The sequence below is a fragment of the Allokutzneria sp. NRRL B-24872 genome, from assembly GCF_002155965.1.
GTDB lineage: Bacteria > Actinomycetota > Actinomycetes > Mycobacteriales > Pseudonocardiaceae > Allokutzneria.
Window position 1 is genome coordinate 1 of sequence record NZ_MUMH01000119.1, and the last position, 15,994, is coordinate 15,994.

The window sequence follows — 15,994 nt, forward strand, 5'->3', positions numbered from 1 at the left end:
GGGTCGTTCAGGGCTTAAGGCGGGGAGGGGGTGCGGGGGTGGGATGAAGTGGTGGTGGGAGGCTCGGGGGCATGCGGATCGTCCAGCTGGCGAACTTCTACGGGCCCCGTTCCGGCGGGCTGCGCACGGCGTTGAACCACCTGGGGCCGGGCTACGTGGAGCGGGGGCACCAGGTGGTGCTGATCGTTCCGGGGCCGGAGCACTCCGTCGAGTACCTGCCGGGCGGGGTTCGGCGCATCACGTTGTACGGGCCGACGGTTCCGGGCATGGGCGGCTACCGCGTGCTGGACCCGTTTCGCGTGCGGGCGTGGCTGGACCGGCTGAGGCCGGACGCGATCGAGGTGTCGGACCGGGCGACGTTGCGCGGGCTGGGGCGCTGGGCGAGCCGCAACGCGGTGTCGAGCGTGGTGATCTCGCACGAGCGCCTTGACCGCATCCTGGAGCAGTTCCTGTTGCCGCCCCGAGCCGCGCGCTGGGCGGCGGACGTGGCGAACGGTTGGATGGCGCGGAGCTTCGCGAACGTGGTGTGCACCACGGCTTTCGCGAGGCAGGAGTTCGACCGCATCGGCGCGGTGAACCTGCGCCAGGTCCCGCTCGGCGTGGACCTGGACACCTTCGACCCGGGCAACTACGACGACTCGTTGCACGCGCGGCTGCTCGGCGACGCGGACTCGCTGCTGGTCCACTGTGGACGGTTGTCGCCGGAGAAGCACGTCGACCGCAGCGTGGAGACCGTGCGGGAGCTGCGCCGGCGCGGGCACAACGTGCGCCTGGTGATCGCGGGGGACGGGCCGCGCAAGCGAGCGCTGGAGGAACTCGCCGACGGGCTGCCGGTGACCTTCCTGGGCTTCTTGGACTCGCGCGAGGAGGTGGCCAATCTCCTTGCCACAGCGGACATCTCGCTCGCTCCCGGACCCCATGAGACGTTCGGCCTCGCCGCGCTCGAAGCCCTCGCGTCCGGAACACCGGTCGTGGTTTCGGGCTCCTCCGCGCTACCGGAGATCGTGCGGCCGGGCAGCGGGGCGGTGGCCGCAGACGACACCCCGGCCGCGTTCGCCGACGCGGTCGCCTCGGTGCTCGCGCTGCCCGAGCCGGAGCGCCGCGCCGCCGCGAGGGACCGCGCGGAGTGCTTCCCGTGGGCCGCGGCGGTCGACGGCATGCTCGACGCGCTTCGCTGAGGCTCTAGGCTCCTCGCATGGTCAGGGCCGGTTTGGACAAGAAGCCACGCGAGGTCGCCGAGATGTTCGACGGCGTGGCCCATGGCTACGACCGCGCGAACTCCGTGATGACGGTCGGGTTCGACCGGCGCTGGCGGGGCAAGACGGCGCGAGCGCTGGACCTCAAGCCGGGGGAGCGGGTGCTCGACCTGGCCGCGGGCACGGCGATCTCCACCGTCGAGTACACCGGCTCCGGAGCCTGGTGCGTCGCAGCGGACTTCTCGCTCGGGATGTTGGAGCGCGGCAAGGAGATCGGGCGCGACGTGCCGATGGTCGCCGCCGACGCGATGCGGCTGCCCTTCGCCGACAACTCCTTCGACGTGGTCACGGTCACCTTCGGGCTGCGCAACTTCGTCGACACCGAGGCCTCGCTGCGGGAGATGGCCAGGGTCGTGCGCAGCGGCGGGCGGATGGTGATCTGTGAGGTCTCTCAACCCCAGTTTCGCCCGTTCCGGTTCCTTTACCAGCGCCTCGGGCTGCCGGTGCTGCCGTTGCTGGCCCGCCCGGTCTCGTCCAACCCGGAGGCCTACCGCTACCTCGCCGAGTCCATGGGCGCATGGCCTGGCCAGCGGGAACTCGCGGAGATCATCTCCCGCGCCGGGTGGTCGGAGGTGGCGTGGCGGCCGCTGAACCTCGGGGTGGTCGCGCTGCACCGGGCTGTCAAACCCTGACGCGGCGCGCGCCGGACCGTTTCGCGGAGCACACCGTGGCCCGCTCTCGGTTCGCCTAGACTCGGACCTGGTTCGTGAACGCTTTCACAAGGAGACCCATGATCACGTCAAGCCGTCGTCGTCCGGGCGAGGACGCCGAGGTCATCGTGGTCGGCGCAGGCCCGGCCGGTTCCACCGCAGCCACCTACCTGGCGCGGGCCGGTCTGGACGTCCTGCTGCTGGAGAAGAGCTCCTTCCCCAGGGAGAAGGTCTGCGGCGACGGGCTCACCCCGCGCGGCGTCAAGCAGCTCATCGACCTGGGCATCGACACCACCGAGAAGGCGGGCTGGCTGCACAACCGCGGCCTGCGCGTGGTCGGCGGCGGCCGGACCATCGAGCTGGACTGGCCGGACCTGGCCACCTTCCCGCCCTACGGCGTGGTCCGCCCGCGCCAGGACTTCGACGAGATGCTCGCCCGCACCGCCCAGCACGCGGGCGCGCGGCTGCTGGAGCAGACCACCGTGCAGTCGGCCATCACCGACGAGCGCACCGGCCGCGTCATCGGCGTGAAGGCCGTGACCGGACCGGACAAGAAGCCGGTGAGCTACCGCGCGCCGCTGATCGTGGCCTGCGACGGCGTCTCCGCCCGGCTCGCGCTGTCGGTCGGCCTCGACAAGCGCGAGGACCGCCCGATGGGCGTGGCCGTGCGCCGCTACTACGAGAGCCCGCGCACCAAGGACGACTACCTGGAGTCGCACCTGGAGCTGTGGGACCGCAGCAACCCGGCCGAGCCCAAGCTGCTGCCGGGCTACGGCTGGATCTTCGGCATGGGCGACGGCACCGTGAACGTCGGGCTGGGCATCCTGTCCACGTCCAAGGCCTACGGCAAGACCGACTACCGCGCGCTGCTGAAGTCGTGGCTGGACGGAACGCCGGAGGAGTGGGGCTTCCGCGACGCCAACGCGCTCGGCAAGGTCGGCGGCGCCGCGCTGCCGATGGGCTTCAACCGCACCCCGCACTACCGCAACGGCCTGCTGCTGGTCGGCGACGCGGGCGGCATGGTCAACCCGTTCAACGGCGAGGGCATCGCCTACGCCATGGAGTCCGCGCGCATCGCGGCGGAGTGCGTCGTGCACGCGCTCGCCCGCGCCGAGGGCCCCAGTCGCGAGCGGGCGCTCGGCCGCTACCCGGTCGCCATCAAGCAGGCGCTGGGCGGCTACTACCGGCTCGGCAACATCTTCAGCAAGCTCATCGGCAACCCGCACGTCATGAAGACGGCCACCAAGTACGGCCTGCCGATGGACGGACTGATGAAGCTCGTGCTCAAGCTGCTCGCGGGTCTGTACGACCCCAAGGACGGCGACGCGCTCGACAAGCTCGTGGCGACCGCTGTTCGGTTGGCGCCGAGCGCCTGAGTACACATTTGGTTTCTTGGCGGCTTGTCTCAAGTCTTCCTTAAACCACGATGTCCGGAGTTGGGCATCCGCACGTCACCGTGCCGTAGTGGAATTATCACGGGAAGATTTCCCCTGGTCGCGACGTTGTCGTCGGGTAACCCGGGGTTCATTCGCGTGAATCAGGTCCTGAAACGATATGAGTCTGCTCGGCGATTGCCGTGGTAGTTAATTCCCACGCGAAGCAAGCCGAGCCTGGAGAAGGTCACTGTGCTGAGTGCCATGACGAGCACTTCCTGGACGTCACCGGTCAGGACCGCGCTGCCCGCGATCCCCGCACCGGTCTACGAGGTGTGCTGGGCGCGGCTCGGACTGGGCGTGATGCCGTTCCCGCTCGTCGTGCTGCGCACGTCGGCTGACCCGGACGACCACGGCGCCGTCGAGGCGCGCGCCGCGCACTGGCTGCGCGAGCACGGCCTCGGTGACGAGCACCGGATCGGCCCCGAGCTGACCGAGGCGCTGCGCACGATCGCCGACTTCGACATGGAGCTGGCCGTCGTCTACACCGAGCACGACGTGCAGACGCGCATCGGCGGGTTCGCGCGCGGCGGTCGCTCGCTGCGCGCGGTGCTGCGCGCCGACACCGTCGAGCTGGAGTGGATCGAGAACGAGCTGCTGGCCTCCAGCGCCCTCGCGGTCGTGCCGGAGTACGGGCCAGGAACGGCGTCGCCGGTGCGGGTCGCCACCGACGACCTCGCCCGCGCCGGGCGGCACTGGGAGCGTTTCGGCGTGATCGCCGACACCGGTCGCGCGGACACGGAACGCTTCCTGGACATTTATGCCTCCGCAACCGCTGTCGGTCAGGCCAGCGCATTGCGCCCGTCAAACCCGCGCAGCTGCAAACTCGTCGCGCAGTCGCCCGTGACCTGGCTGGACACGCCGGAGGGCCGGTACTCCATCACGCACTCCGGTGGGTGGATGTCGCTGGCCGCCGCCTGTTCCGGAACCGTTTCCCAGCACCTCTCCGGCCTGCTCAGCGGCCCTTTCTCGTAGCCGCTGAGCGCTAATTGCGGCACTTACCTGAGTAGCGGCCGGAGGATTCGCCCGATCGGTTCTCGGTGCTTGTGCGGTGCGCTCGCCCACGGTTCCATTCCTCACGGTGAGCCGTAACGGGAACGATTCCCGTGTTCCGGCGAGAGTCCGAGCCCGAGGCTGGGATGCCCATCGTGTCCATCTCCGCAGTCCGTCGCCGTGTGAGCCTGCCGCCGATCCCGGTCCAGGTCTACGAACGGTGCTGGAACCTGCTCGGGCTCGGCGCGATGCCGTTCCCGCTGGTGGTGCTGGGGCACGCGGCGGACGAGGGCGGCCACACCACGGGATGGCTCGGTCAGCACGGCCTCGGCCGCGAGAACCAGGTGGGCCCTGAGCTGGCGGCGGCCCTGCGGGTGATCTCCGACTTCGACGAGGAACTGGCCGTGGTCTACGCCGACGTGCCGGGCCAGACCCGCGTCGGCTGCTTCACGCGCGGTCCTGAGGGGCTGCGCGCGGTCCTTCGCGGCGAGGCCGTGGAACTGTGCTGGATCGACCCCGCGCACGCCGCCGAGAGCGCCATGGCCGCGATCCCGCCCCGCGCCGCCGCGCTCGTGCCGGGGCCGAGGAACGCCGCCGACGACGCCGGTGCTGGCGAGGGCGCCGCGGGCAACGCGGAGTTCTTCGCGGTGTACTCAACCGCGACCGCCTTCGGCAGGGCCACGACGGTCTCCCGCACCCCCGACCGCACCGGGACCCGCGTCTCCGAAGTGCCCGTGACCTGGCTCGACACGCCCGCCGGGCGCTATTCGATCACCACCGCGGACGGTCAGCTCGCGCTCGCTCCGGCCGCTCCCGCCGCGTTGCTCTCCCAGCTCCGCGCCCTGTTCGCCTAGCGCGCCCTCGGCCGCTCGGCGCAGCGCTCCCGCCCCCGTCCAGCAGGCGTGGATGTGACGTCTTACACTCCTGCGCGAGGCTCTTGTGAAGCAGTTCACAAGCGCGTTGCAGGTTAGGTGCGCCTAACTACAGAAGCGGTTCAGAGACACCCTTAGGCTGCCCCCTGGCAGCGGCCCGACAGGGCTGTTGACGAGCGCGGATGAGGAAAGGACGGCGGAGAGAGTGCTCCAGCCTTACATCCCCCTCGTACTCATGTTCGTCCTGGCCGCGGGCTTCGCGGTCTTCTCGGTCACGGCGGCGCCGTACATCGGCCCCCGCCGCTACAACCGGGCCAAGCTGGACGCGTACGAGTGCGGGATCGAGCCCTCGCCCCAGCCGGTCGTCGGCGGCGGTCGAATGCCCGTCGCGTACTACCTGACGGCGATGTTGTTCATTCTGTTCGACATCGAAATGGTGTTCCTCTACCCGTTCGCGGTCTCCGCGGACGCCCTGGGCATGTTCGGCCTGGTGGAGATCGCCCTGTTCATCGCGACCGTCGGGTTCGCCTACGCATACGTGTGGCGCCGCGGCGGCCTGGACTGGAGCTGAGCAATGGGTCTTGAAGAGAAGCTCCCCAACGGCGTCCTGCTGGCCAGCGTCGAGAAGCTGGTCAACTGGACCCGCAAGTCCTCGCTGTGGCCCGCCACCTTCGGACTGGCGTGCTGCGCGATCGAGATGATGACCACCGGCGCGCCCCGCTACGACCTGGCGCGCTTCGGCATGGAGGTCTTCCGCGCCTCGCCGAGGCAGGCGGACCTGATGATCGTCGCCGGGCGGGTCAGCAACAAGATGGCGCCGGTGCTGCGCCAGATCTACGACCAGATGCCCGAGCCCCGCTGGGTGCTCGCGATGGGCGTCTGCGCCTCCTCCGGCGGCATGTTCAACAACTACGCCGTCGTGCAGGGCGTCGACCACGTGGTCCCCGTCGACATGTACCTCCCGGGCTGCCCGCCGCGCCCGGAGATGCTGATCGACGCGATCCTCAAGATCCACGCCAAGATCATGGACGAGCCGCTCGGGCCCAAGCGGGCCGCGCTGCTGGCCGAATCGGGCCACCGCACCGAGCTGATCCCGTCCTCGGTCCGCTACGCGAAGAAGAAGTGAGCGAGATGAGTAGCGCGGACGACAAGCCGGTCGGCGGCTACGACGCCGACGTGGCTGCCGCTCAGCCCGCCGTGTTCGGCGAGCACGAAGACCGCGGCGGGGTCGTCGCCGGTCGCGCCCGCAAGGGCATGTTCGGCATCAGCGGCTCCGGCGACACCTCCGGCTTCGGCGGCCTGCGGCTGCCCGCCCACGTGCCCGCCCCGGCCGAGCGCCCCTACGGCGGCTGGTTCGACGAGTTCGTCGACGAGCTGGCCGCGGCCATGGCCGAGCGCGGCGTGCCGACCGAGGCCGTCCAGCAGATCACCGTGGACCGCGGCGAGATCACGTTCTACGTGCGCCGCGAGGACCTGGTCGAGCTGTGCACCCTGCTCCGCGACGACGCCGCCCTGCGCTTCGAGCTGTGCAGCTCGGTGTCGGGCGTCGACTACGGCGTGGACGTGCCGCAGCGGCTGCACTCGGTCTACCACCTGACCTCGATGACCTACCGGCGCCGCATCCGCCTGGAGGTCGCGGTCGACATCGACGACGCGCACATCCCGAGCGTCGTCGGCGTCTACCCGACCGCCGACTGGCAGGAGCGGGAGGCGTGGGACATGTACGGCATCGTCTACGACGGCCACCCCGCGCTGACCCGCATCCTCATGCCGGACGACTGGGACGGTCACCCGCAGCGCAAGGACTACCCGCTCGGCGGCATCCCGGTCGAGTACAAGGGCGCGGAGATCCCTCCCCCGGACCAGCGGAGGTCGTACTCATGAGCACCGACTCCTACGCGGACTCCCGCGACACCACCGAGGGACGGGTCTACACCGTCAGCGGCGGTGACTGGGACGACGTCCTCTCCGACGCCACGCACGACGAGCGCGTCGTCATCAACATGGGGCCGCAGCACCCGTCCACGCACGGCGTGCTCCGCCTCGTGCTGGAGCTCGAGGGTGAGATCGTCACCCAGGGCCGCGCGGTCATCGGCTACCTGCACACCGGCATCGAGAAGAACGCCGAGTACCGCACCTGGACCCAGGGCGTCACCTTCGTGACGCGCATGGACTACTTGGCGCCGCTGCACAACGAGACCGCGTACTGCATGGCGGTCGAGAAGCTGCTCGGCGTCGAGGCCCCGCGCCGCGCCCAGGTGATCCGCGTGCTGCTGATGGAGCTCAACCGCATCAGCTCGCACCTGGTCTGCCTGGCCACCGGCGGTATGGAGCTGGGCGCGCTGACCGGTATGACCGCCGGTTTCCGCGAGCGCGAGGAGGTGCTGCACCTCCTGGAGTTCCTGACCGGCCTGCGGATGAACCACGCGTTCATCCGGCCCGGCGGTGTCGCGCAGGACCTGCCAGAGGGCTATGAGCAGAAGATCCGCGACTTCATCAAGGTCATGGACTCCCGCCTGCCCCAGTACGACAAGCTGCTCACCGGCCAGCCGATCTGGAAGAACCGCCTCGCGGGCGTCGGCTACGTGCCGCTGGACGGCTGCCTGCAGCTCGGCCTCACCGGCCCGATCCTGCGCTCCGCGGGTCTGCCGTGGGACCTGCGCAAGGTCGAGCCGTACTGCGGCTACGAGGAGTACGACTTCGAGGTCCCGGTCGAGACCGCTGGCGATTGCTTCGCCCGCTACAAGATCCGCCTCGCCGAGATCCACGAGTCGCTCAAGCTCGTCGCGCAGTGCCTGGACAAGCTGGAGCCGGGCGCGGTCATGGTGGAGGACGCCAAGATCGCCTGGCCCGCGCAGCTGACCATCGGCGCCGACGGCATGGGCAACTCGCTGGAGCACGTCCGCAAGATCATGGGTCAGTCGATGGAATCGCTGATCCACCACTTCAAGCTGGTGACCGAGGGCTTCGACGTGCCGGCCGGCCAGGTCTACGTGCCGATCGAGTCCCCGCGCGGCGAGCTGGGCTACCACCTCGTCTCCGACGGCGGCACCAGGCCGATGCGCGTCCACGTGCGCGAACCAAGCTTCGTGAACCTCCAGGCGATGCCCGCGATGAGCGAAGGCGGCCAGGTCGCCGACGTCATCGCGGCCGTCGCCTCGATCGACCCCGTGATGGGCGGTGTGGACCGATGACAACGACTCAGCCGGAGTCCACTGTGGACACTGTTGCAGGGGTCGACCCTGACAAGCAGGTCTCCGACGTCTTCAGTGACGACATCGTCGAGAAGGCGCAGCAGATCATCGGCCGCTACCCGGTCGCGCGGTCGGCGCTGCTGCCCATGCTGCACCTCGTGCAGTCGGTGGAGGGCCACGTCAGCCAGGCGGGCATCGCGTTCTGCGCGACCCAGCTGGACCTGACCACCGCTGAGGTCAGCGCGGTCGCGACGTTCTACACCATGTACAAGCGCCGCCCGTGCGGCGAGCACCTGGTGAGCGTCTGCACCAACACCCTCTGCGCCGCGCTGGGCGGGGACGCCATCTACGCCAAGCTGCGCGAGCAGCTGGGCAGCGACGGCAAGCCGCTGGGCCACGAGGAGACCGCTGGCGAGCCCGGCACCCCCGGCTCGATCACGCTGGAGCACGCCGAGTGCCTCGCCGCGTGCGACCTCGGCCCGGTGCTCCAGGTCAACTACGAGTTCTACGACAACCAGACCCCGGAGTCCGCCTCCGAGCTGGTCGAGAAGCTGCGCAAGGGCGAGAAGCCCGCGCCCACCCGCGGCGCGGCGCTGACCGACTTCAAGCAGGCCGAACTCCAGCTGGCCGGGTTCTTCGACGGCCGCGACCCGGCGGACAACGCCGGACCGTCCGCGTCGATCGAGACCGTGCGCGGCGCCAAGCTCGCCCAGGAGCGCGGCTGGACCGCGCCGTCCATGCCCGACGACGCGCCGCTGCCCGCGCTGCCGGAAAAGAAGTGAGGGCGCGATGACCGACAACAACCACGTCCTGACACCGGTTCTGACCAAGCGCTGGCTGTCGCCGAACTCCTGGACCCGGCACACCTACGAGCAGCTGGAGGGCTACACCGCTCTCCCCAAGGCGCTGAAGGCGCACCCGGACCAGCTGATCGAGCTCGTGAAGGCCTCCGGCCTGCGCGGGCGCGGTGGCGCGGGCTTCCCGACCGGCCTCAAGTGGAGCTTCATCCCGCAGGGCGACGGCAAGCCGCACTACCTCGTCATCAACGCCGACGAGGGCGAGCCGGGCACCTGCAAGGACATCCCGCTGATGATGGCGGACCCGCACTCGCTGATCGAGGGCTGCATCATCACCTCGTTCGCGATCCGCGCGAACTTCTGCGCGATCTACGTGCGCGGTGAGGTCCTGCACTGCATCCGCCGCCTCAACGCCGCGGTCCAGGAGGCCTACGCCGCCGGGTACCTCGGCAAGAACATCCTCGGCTCGGGCTTCGACCTCGACCTGGTCGTCCACGCCGGTGCGGGCGCCTACATCTGCGGCGAGGAGACCGCGCTGCTGGACTCCCTCGAAGGGCGTCGCGGCCAGCCCCGGTTGAAGCCCCCCTTCCCCGCGACCGCTGGTCTCTACGCCTCGCCCACCGTGGTGAACAACGTCGAGACCATCGCCTCGGTTCCCTACATCGTCAACGGCGGCTCCGACTGGTTCCGCGCGATGGGGCGGGAGAAGTCCCCGGGCCCGAAGATCTTCTCGCTCTCCGGCCACGTGGAGAAGCCCGGCCAGTACGAGGCCCCGATGGGCATCACGCTGCGCGAGCTGCTGGACATGGCGGGCGGCATGAAGGACGGCATCCCGCTGAAGTTCTGGACGCCGGGTGGCTCGTCGACGCCGATGTTCACCGCCGAGCACCTCGACGTCCCGCTGGACTTCGAGGGCTGCGCGCAGGCGGGCTCGATGCTGGGCACCACGGCGCTGCAGATCTTCAACGAGACCGTGTCCGTGCCGTGGGCGGTCATGAAGTGGACCGAGTTCTACAAGCACGAGTCCTGCGGCAAGTGCACCCCCTGCCGCGAGGGCACGTTCTGGCTGACGCAGATCCTGCAGCGCATGGTGCGCGGTGAGGGCTCGCCCTCGGACATCGAGACGTTGCTCGACATCTGCGACAACATCCTCGGCCGGTCCTTCTGCGCGCTCGGCGACGGTGCGACGAGCCCGATCACCAGTGCCATCAAGTACTTCAAGCACGAGTTCCTTGAGCTGTGCCAGCAGCAGAACGCCGCGGACGCACAGCCCGAGCTGGCGGGAGCAAGCTCATGACCGTGGCTCCTGAGAAGAACCAGGACCAGCCGCCCGTTCCCGAAGGCCACGTGCGCCTGACCATCGACGGCGTGGATGTGGTGGCCCCCAAGGGCGAACTGCTGATCCGCACGGCCGAGCGCCTGGGCACCGTGATCCCTCGGTTCTGCGACCACCCCCTCCTCGAACCGGCCGGTGCCTGTCGCCAGTGCCTGGTCGAGGTGGAAATGGGCGGTCGGCCGATGCCGAAGCCGCAGGCCTCGTGCACGATGACCGTCGCAGACGGCATGGTGGTCAAGACGCAGCTCACCTCGCCCGTCGCCGACAAGGCGCAGCAGGGCGTGATGGAGCTGCTGCTGATCAACCACCCGCTGGACTGCCCGATCTGCGACAAGGGCGGCGAGTGCCCCCTGCAGAACCAGGCGCTCAAGCACGGTCGCGCGGAGTCCCGCTTCGAGGAGAAGAAGCGGACCTTCGCCAAGCCGATCGCGATCTCCACCCAGGTCCTGCTTGACCGCGAGCGCTGCGTGCTCTGCCAGCGCTGCACCCGCTTCTCCGAGCAGATCGCCGGTGACCCGTTCATCGACCTGCTCGAGCGCGGCGCGATGCAGCAGATCGGTGTCGCCGACGACAAGCCGTTCCAGAGCTACTTCTCCGGCAACACCATCCAGATCTGCCCGGTCGGCGCGCTCACCAGCGCCGCGTACCGCTTCCGCTCCCGCCCGTTCGACCTGGTCTCCAAGCCGGGTGTGTGCGAGCACTGCGCCGGCGGCTGCGCGACCCGCGTGGACACCCGCCGCGGCAAGGTGCAGCGCCGCCTCGCCGGTGAGGACCCGGAGGTGAACGAGGAGTGGTTGTGCGACAAGGGCCGCTTCGCCTTCACCTACGCGACGCAGCCGGACCGGATCACCCGCCCGCTCGTGCGCGACGCGGAGACCGGTGAGCTGCAGGAAGCGTCCTGGACCGACGCGCTGCGCATCGCGGGCGAGGGCCTGGCCAAGGCCCGCGAGAACGGCGGCGTCGGCGTGCTGCCGGGCGGCAGGCTGACCGTCGAGGACGCCTACGCGTACTCGAAGTTCGCCCGCGTTGCCTTGCGCACCAACGACATCGACTTCCGCTCCCGCCCGCACTCCGCGGAGGAGCTGGAGTTCCTGGCTGCTCGCGTCGTGGGCACCACGCCGGAGAACGGCGTGACCTACAAGGGCATCGAGGCCGCGCCCGCCGTCCTGTGCGTCGCCCTGGAGCCCGAGGAGGAGGCCGGAATCCTGTTCCTGCGCCTGCGCAAGGCGGCCAGGAACAACAAGACCAAGGTCTTCCACCTCGGCCAGTACACGACCTCCAGCGTGCGCAAGAGCTTCGGTCAGCTGCTGGCCTGCACCCCCGGTGCGGAGGCCGCTGCGGTCGACGCGCTCGGCACGCACAACGACGGCGCCGACGTCCGCGAAGCGCTCGGCACGGACAACGCGGTGATCCTGGTCGGCGTCCGCGCCGCCGAGGTCCCCGGCCTGTTCTCCGCCGTCACCCGGCTCGCCGAGACCACCGGCGCCAAGCTCGCCTGGGTCCCGCGCCGCGCCGGTGAGCGGGGTTCGGTCGAGGTCGGCGCGCTGCCGACGCTGCTGCCGGGCGGTCGCCCGGTGACCGACGCCGCCGCCCGCGCCGAGGTCGAGCTGGCCTGGGGCGTGGAGTCCGGCGCGCTGCCCGCGGCGCCCGGTCGCGACCTGGACGGCATCCTCAACGCCGCACTGACCGGTGACCTGACGGCGCTGGTCGTCGGCGGGGTCGACCCCGAGGACCTGCCCGACCCCGCGCTCGCGGAGAAGGTGCTGGACCGGGTCGGCTTCCTGGTCTCGCTCGAACTGCGCGAGTCCGCCGTCACCGCCCGCGCCGACGTGGTGCTCCCGGTGGCCGCGGCGGTCGAGCGCGGTGGCAGCTACCTGAACTGGGAGGGCCGTCGCCGGTCCTTCGAGCCGGGTCTCTCGGTGCCGAACGTGATGCCGGACTGCCGCATCTTGGACAGCCTCGCGATGGAGATGGACGCGGATCTGTTCACGCAGACCCCGGCCGCCTCCGCCGGCGATCTGGCCCGCCTCGGCGAGTACACCGGTGCCCGTCCGGCCGCGCCCAGCGTGGCCAGCGGCGGTGCCCCGAGGGCCGACGCCGGACAGGCCGTGCTGGCGAGCTGGACCCGCATGCTGGACAACGGTCGCGGTCAGGACGGCGAGCCCAACCTGGCCGGTACCGCGCGTCCTGCGGTCGCCAGGCTCTCGCCGGAGACCGCCGCCAAGCTCGGCGCCACCGACGGCACGGAGGTCACGGTGCGCACCGAGCGCGGCGCGATCACGTTGCCGCTCGCGGTCGCCGACCTGCCCGACGGCGTGGTGTGGCTGCCCGGGAACTCCGGGACCTCCACCGTGCGCCGCACCCTCGGCGCGGGCCACGGCGCTGTCGTGACCGTGACGGTTGCTGACGGAGGGAACGCGTGAGCACTCCAGAACTCCTTGCCAACGACCCGTTCTGGATCAGCATCATCAAGGTCGTCGGCATCTTCGCGCTGCTCGTGGTCATGACGCTGTTCATGATCAACTGGGAGCGCAAGGCCGTCGGCCGGATGCAGCAGCGCCCCGGTCCCAACCGGGTCGGCCCCGGCGGCTGGCTGCAGTCCCTCGCGGACGGCCTCAAGCTGGCCTTCAAGGAAGACATCCGGCCCGTGCTGGCCGACAAGTGGGTGTTCTTCCTGGCCCCGGTGATCTCCTGCGTCCCCGCCTTCCTGGCGTTCTCGGTGATCCCGCTGGCCGGCGAGGTCAGCTTCTTCGGCCACCAGACCGCGCTCCAGCTGGTCGACCTGCCGGTCGGCGTGCTGGTCGTGCTGGCCTGCTCCTCGCTGGGCGTCTACGGCATCGTGCTCGGCGGCTGGGCCTCCGGCTCGCCGTACCCGCTGCTGGGCTCGCTGCGCTCGGCGGCCCAGGTGATCTCCTACGAGATCGCGATGGGCCTCTCCATCGTCGCGGTGATCATGTACTCCGGCACGATGTCCACCGCGGGCATCGTGGACGCGCAGCACGCCAACGGCTGGTTCGCCCTGCTGCTGCCGGTCAGCTTCGTGATCTACGTGATCTCCATGGTCGGTGAGACCAACCGCGCCCCCTTCGACCTCCCCGAGGCCGAGTCGGAGCTGGTCGGTGGCTTCCACACCGAGTACTCCTCGCTGAAGTTCGCGCTGTTCTTCCTCGCCGAGTACATCAACATGGTCACCGTGTCCGCGCTGGCCACGACGCTGTTCCTCGGCGGCTGGCACGCGCCCTTCGGCCTGGCGACGCTGGTGCCGTGGATCGACGACGGCTGGCTGGGCCTGGTCTGGTTCCTGATGAAGACCTTCGCCTTCCTCTTCGGCTTCATCTGGCTGCGCGGCACGCTTCCGCGCTACCGCTACGACCAGTTCATGAAGCTGGGCTGGAAGTTCCTGGTCCCGGCGAGCCTGGTGTGGATCGTCGCGGTCGCCACCATCAAGACCATCCGCAACCAGGGCGTCACCCCGCAGCAGGTGCTGATGATCGGCGGCGGCGTGCTCGTGGTGCTGCTGATCATCGCGTTCCTCATCCCCGACCGGCAGGTCGAGGAGGGGCCGCAGATCCCCATGGCGCACAGCGGGTTCCCGGTTCCGCCGCTGGACCTGAGCGTGCCGAAACCGCCCAAGCGCAAGGCCGCCGTCCCGGTGGAGGCCAAGGTCGGAGCGGGCTCCAGCGGAGAGATCACCGGCAAGCAGCATTCCCCGAACGTTCCCGACGCGACCCCCTCGGGCAGCGACTCCGAGTCGGCCAAGGGCAAGGACAAGGAGGCCAGCGATGGGGTTCTTTGATCCCGTCAAGGGCTTCGGCGTGACCTTCGGAACCATGTTCAAGAAGGTCGTCACCGAGGAGTACCCCGAGGTCAAGAAGGTCACCGCGCCTCGCTACCACGGGCGGCACCAGCTCAACCGGCACCCGGACGGGCTGGAGAAGTGCGTCGGCTGCGAGCTGTGCGCGTGGGCCTGCCCGGCGGACGCGATCTTCGTCGAGGGCGGCAACAACACCGAGGACGAGCGCTACTCGCCCGGTGAGCGCTTCGGCCTCGACTACCAGATCAACTACCTCCGGTGCATCGGCTGCGGCCTGTGCATCGAGGCCTGCCCGACCCGCTCGCTCACCATGACCAACGAGTTCGAGCTGGCCGACGACAGCAGGCAGAACCTGATCTACACCAAGGAGCAGCTGCTCGCGCCGCTGCTGCCCGGCATGGAGCAGCCGCCGCACCCGATGCGCCTCGGTGACAACGAGACCGACTACTACGTCAACGGCCCGGCACTGGCCCGCCAGCAGCCGGCCGCCGACGGCGGCGAGGGGGCCAAGGCGTGAACACCGCGCTTCTGCTCGCCCAGGCGGGCGAGGTCACCACGGGCGAGGCCGTCGCGTTCTGGGTGCTCGGCCCGCTCGCCCTCGCCGGTGCGCTCGGCATGCTGTTCTCCCGCAACGCCGTGCACTCGGCGCTGTGGCTGGTGCTCACCATGCTCGGCCTCGGTGTGCTCTACATGGTCCAGCAGGCCCCGTTCCTCGGGTTCGTGCAGATCATCGTCTACACCGGCGCGATCATGATGCTGTTCCTGTTCGTGCTGATGATGGTCGGCAGGGACGCGTCGGACTCGGTGGTCGAGGTGCTGCGCGGTCAGCGCTTCGCCGCCGCGCTGTTCGGCATCGGCTTCGGCGTCCTGATGGTCACCGCGCTGGCGCGGGCGCTCACCGACGTGCCCGCCCGCGGCCTCGCCCAGGCGAACACCACCAACGGCGGCAACGTCGGCAACATCGGGCGCGCGGTCTTCACCGACTACGTGTTCCCGTTCGAGCTGACCTCGGCACTGCTGATCACCGCGGCGCTCGGCGCCATGGTGCTGGCCTTCGTCGACCGCAAGCACACCGAGCGCAAGACCCAGCGCGAGATGGTCGAGATGCGCATGCGCGGCGAGCACGACCGCCCGTCGCCGCTGCCCGGCCCCGGTGTCTTCGCCACCGCCAACTCGGTCGCGACACCCGCGCTGCTGCCCGACGGCTCGGTCGCCCCGGAGTCGGTCTCCGAGCTCATCGAGGCCACCTCCCGCAAGACGCTGGAGGCCGACGTCGCCGAGGTCGCGGGCACCAACCCCGGCCCCGACGCGCACGCTCTCACCGGTAAGGAGGGGGACAGGTGAGTCCCACCCACTACCTGCTGCTCTCGGCGCTGCTGTTCACCATCGGCGCGGTCGGCGTGCTGGTCCGGCGCAACGCCATCGTCGTGTTCATGTGCGTGGAGCTGATGCTCAACGCGGTGAACCTGACGCTGGTCACCTTCGCCAGGATCAACGGCGGGCTGGACGGCCAGGTGATGGCGTTCTTCGTGATGGTCGTCGCGGCCGCCGAGGTCGTCGTCGGGCTCGCGATCATCATGTCCATCTTCCGGACGCGCCGCTCGGCCTCGGTCGACGACGCGAACCTGCTGAAGTACTGAGGGGCCAGA

Annotated in this window: 16 protein-coding genes; all 16 read left to right on the plus strand. The window is 70.0% G+C overall.

Annotated elements, in window-relative coordinates; genetic code table 11:
* Window positions 1-71 precede the first annotated feature (71 nt).
* Entirely contained in the window at window positions 72-1,178 is a 1,107-nt protein-coding gene (locus tag CCN37_RS27745; RefSeq protein ID WP_086826367.1) for a glycosyltransferase, read from the plus strand.
* A 17-nt stretch (window positions 1,179-1,195) separates the two neighbouring features.
* Window positions 1,196-1,888, plus strand: coding sequence for a demethylmenaquinone methyltransferase (locus CCN37_RS27750; protein WP_086826369.1), 693 nt, complete (start codon window positions 1,196-1,198; stop codon window positions 1,886-1,888).
* 98 nt (window positions 1,889-1,986) lie between these two features.
* Window positions 1,987-3,282, plus strand: coding sequence for a geranylgeranyl reductase family protein (locus CCN37_RS27755; protein WP_086826371.1), 1,296 nt, complete (start codon window positions 1,987-1,989; stop codon window positions 3,280-3,282).
* A gap of 261 nt (window positions 3,283-3,543) precedes the next feature.
* Window positions 3,544-4,314, plus strand: a complete 771-nt coding sequence (locus CCN37_RS27760) for an ESX secretion-associated protein EspG (RefSeq protein WP_086826373.1) — start codon at window positions 3,544-3,546, stop codon at window positions 4,312-4,314.
* A 173-nt stretch (window positions 4,315-4,487) separates the two neighbouring features.
* Entirely contained in the window at window positions 4,488-5,186 is a 699-nt protein-coding gene (locus CCN37_RS27765) for an ESX secretion-associated protein EspG (protein WP_168200892.1), read from the plus strand.
* A 223-nt stretch (window positions 5,187-5,409) separates the two neighbouring features.
* Complete coding sequence (locus tag CCN37_RS27770; RefSeq protein WP_086826378.1) at window positions 5,410-5,775, plus strand: NADH-quinone oxidoreductase subunit A; 366 nt, start codon at window positions 5,410-5,412, stop codon at window positions 5,773-5,775.
* A 3-nt stretch (window positions 5,776-5,778) separates the two neighbouring features.
* Window positions 5,779-6,330, plus strand: coding sequence for an NADH-quinone oxidoreductase subunit B family protein (locus CCN37_RS27775; RefSeq protein WP_086826380.1), 552 nt, complete (start codon window positions 5,779-5,781; stop codon window positions 6,328-6,330).
* A 5-nt stretch (window positions 6,331-6,335) separates the two neighbouring features.
* Window positions 6,336-7,088 carry an NADH-quinone oxidoreductase subunit C gene (locus tag CCN37_RS27780; protein ID WP_086826413.1) on the plus strand — a complete coding sequence of 251 codons (753 nt, stop codon included), beginning with the start codon at window positions 6,336-6,338 and terminating at the stop codon, window positions 7,086-7,088.
* Window positions 7,085-8,398, plus strand: coding sequence for an NADH-quinone oxidoreductase subunit D (locus tag CCN37_RS27785; protein ID WP_086826382.1), 1,314 nt, complete (start codon window positions 7,085-7,087; stop codon window positions 8,396-8,398). Before CCN37_RS27780 ends, CCN37_RS27785 begins: the two co-directional genes overlap by 4 nt.
* On the plus strand, window positions 8,395-9,180 hold the full coding sequence (gene nuoE, locus CCN37_RS27790) for an NADH-quinone oxidoreductase subunit NuoE (RefSeq protein ID WP_086826384.1): 786 nt from the start codon (window positions 8,395-8,397) through the stop codon (window positions 9,178-9,180). The genes CCN37_RS27785 and nuoE overlap by 4 nt, the downstream gene beginning before the upstream one ends.
* A 7-nt stretch (window positions 9,181-9,187) precedes the next feature.
* Window positions 9,188-10,492 carry an NADH-quinone oxidoreductase subunit NuoF gene (gene nuoF / locus CCN37_RS27795; protein ID WP_086826386.1) on the plus strand — a complete coding sequence of 435 codons (1,305 nt, stop codon included), beginning with the start codon at window positions 9,188-9,190 and terminating at the stop codon, window positions 10,490-10,492.
* Window positions 10,489-12,954, plus strand: coding sequence for an NADH-quinone oxidoreductase subunit G (locus CCN37_RS27800; protein WP_086826388.1), 2,466 nt, complete (start codon window positions 10,489-10,491; stop codon window positions 12,952-12,954). The genes nuoF and CCN37_RS27800 overlap by 4 nt, the downstream gene beginning before the upstream one ends.
* A complete protein-coding gene (gene nuoH / locus CCN37_RS27805; RefSeq protein WP_086826390.1) occupies window positions 12,951-14,327 on the plus strand; it encodes an NADH-quinone oxidoreductase subunit NuoH in 1,377 nt (458 codons plus the stop codon). Before CCN37_RS27800 ends, nuoH begins: the two co-directional genes overlap by 4 nt.
* Window positions 14,314-14,862, plus strand: a complete 549-nt coding sequence (gene nuoI, locus CCN37_RS27810) for an NADH-quinone oxidoreductase subunit NuoI (RefSeq protein WP_086826392.1) — start codon at window positions 14,314-14,316, stop codon at window positions 14,860-14,862. The genes nuoH and nuoI overlap by 14 nt, the downstream gene beginning before the upstream one ends.
* Window positions 14,859-15,689: an NADH-quinone oxidoreductase subunit J gene (locus tag CCN37_RS27815; protein ID WP_086826394.1), complete on the plus strand. Its 831-nt coding sequence runs from the start codon at window positions 14,859-14,861 to the stop codon at window positions 15,687-15,689. Before nuoI ends, CCN37_RS27815 begins: the two co-directional genes overlap by 4 nt.
* Window positions 15,686-15,985 carry an NADH-quinone oxidoreductase subunit NuoK gene (gene nuoK, locus CCN37_RS27820; protein ID WP_086826397.1) on the plus strand — a complete coding sequence of 100 codons (300 nt, stop codon included), beginning with the start codon at window positions 15,686-15,688 and terminating at the stop codon, window positions 15,983-15,985. The genes CCN37_RS27815 and nuoK overlap by 4 nt, the downstream gene beginning before the upstream one ends.
* The last annotated feature ends 9 nt before the right edge of the window (window positions 15,986-15,994 follow it).

Bases quoted from the DNA above. Each gene is read 5' to 3' on its own strand.
- CCN37_RS27745 (WP_086826367.1), top strand. From the start codon at position 72: ATGCGGATCGTCCAGCTGGCGAACTTCTACGGGCCCCGTTCCGGCGGG.
- nuoI (WP_086826392.1), top strand. From the start codon at position 14,314: ATGGGGTTCTTTGATCCCGTCAAGGGCTTCGGCGTGACCTTCGGAACC.
- nuoF (WP_086826386.1), top strand. From the start codon at position 9,188: ATGACCGACAACAACCACGTCCTGACACCGGTTCTGACCAAGCGCTGG.
- CCN37_RS27750 (WP_086826369.1), top strand. From the start codon at position 1,196: ATGGTCAGGGCCGGTTTGGACAAGAAGCCACGCGAGGTCGCCGAGATG.
- CCN37_RS27755 (WP_086826371.1), top strand. From the start codon at position 1,987: ATGATCACGTCAAGCCGTCGTCGTCCGGGCGAGGACGCCGAGGTCATC.
- CCN37_RS27800 (WP_086826388.1), top strand. From the start codon at position 10,489: ATGACCGTGGCTCCTGAGAAGAACCAGGACCAGCCGCCCGTTCCCGAA.
- CCN37_RS27775 (WP_086826380.1), top strand. From the start codon at position 5,779: ATGGGTCTTGAAGAGAAGCTCCCCAACGGCGTCCTGCTGGCCAGCGTC.
- CCN37_RS27780 (WP_086826413.1), top strand. From the start codon at position 6,336: ATGAGTAGCGCGGACGACAAGCCGGTCGGCGGCTACGACGCCGACGTG.
- nuoE (WP_086826384.1), top strand. From the start codon at position 8,395: ATGACAACGACTCAGCCGGAGTCCACTGTGGACACTGTTGCAGGGGTC.
- CCN37_RS27760 (WP_086826373.1), top strand. From the start codon at position 3,544: ATGACGAGCACTTCCTGGACGTCACCGGTCAGGACCGCGCTGCCCGCG.
- CCN37_RS27785 (WP_086826382.1), top strand. From the start codon at position 7,085: ATGAGCACCGACTCCTACGCGGACTCCCGCGACACCACCGAGGGACGG.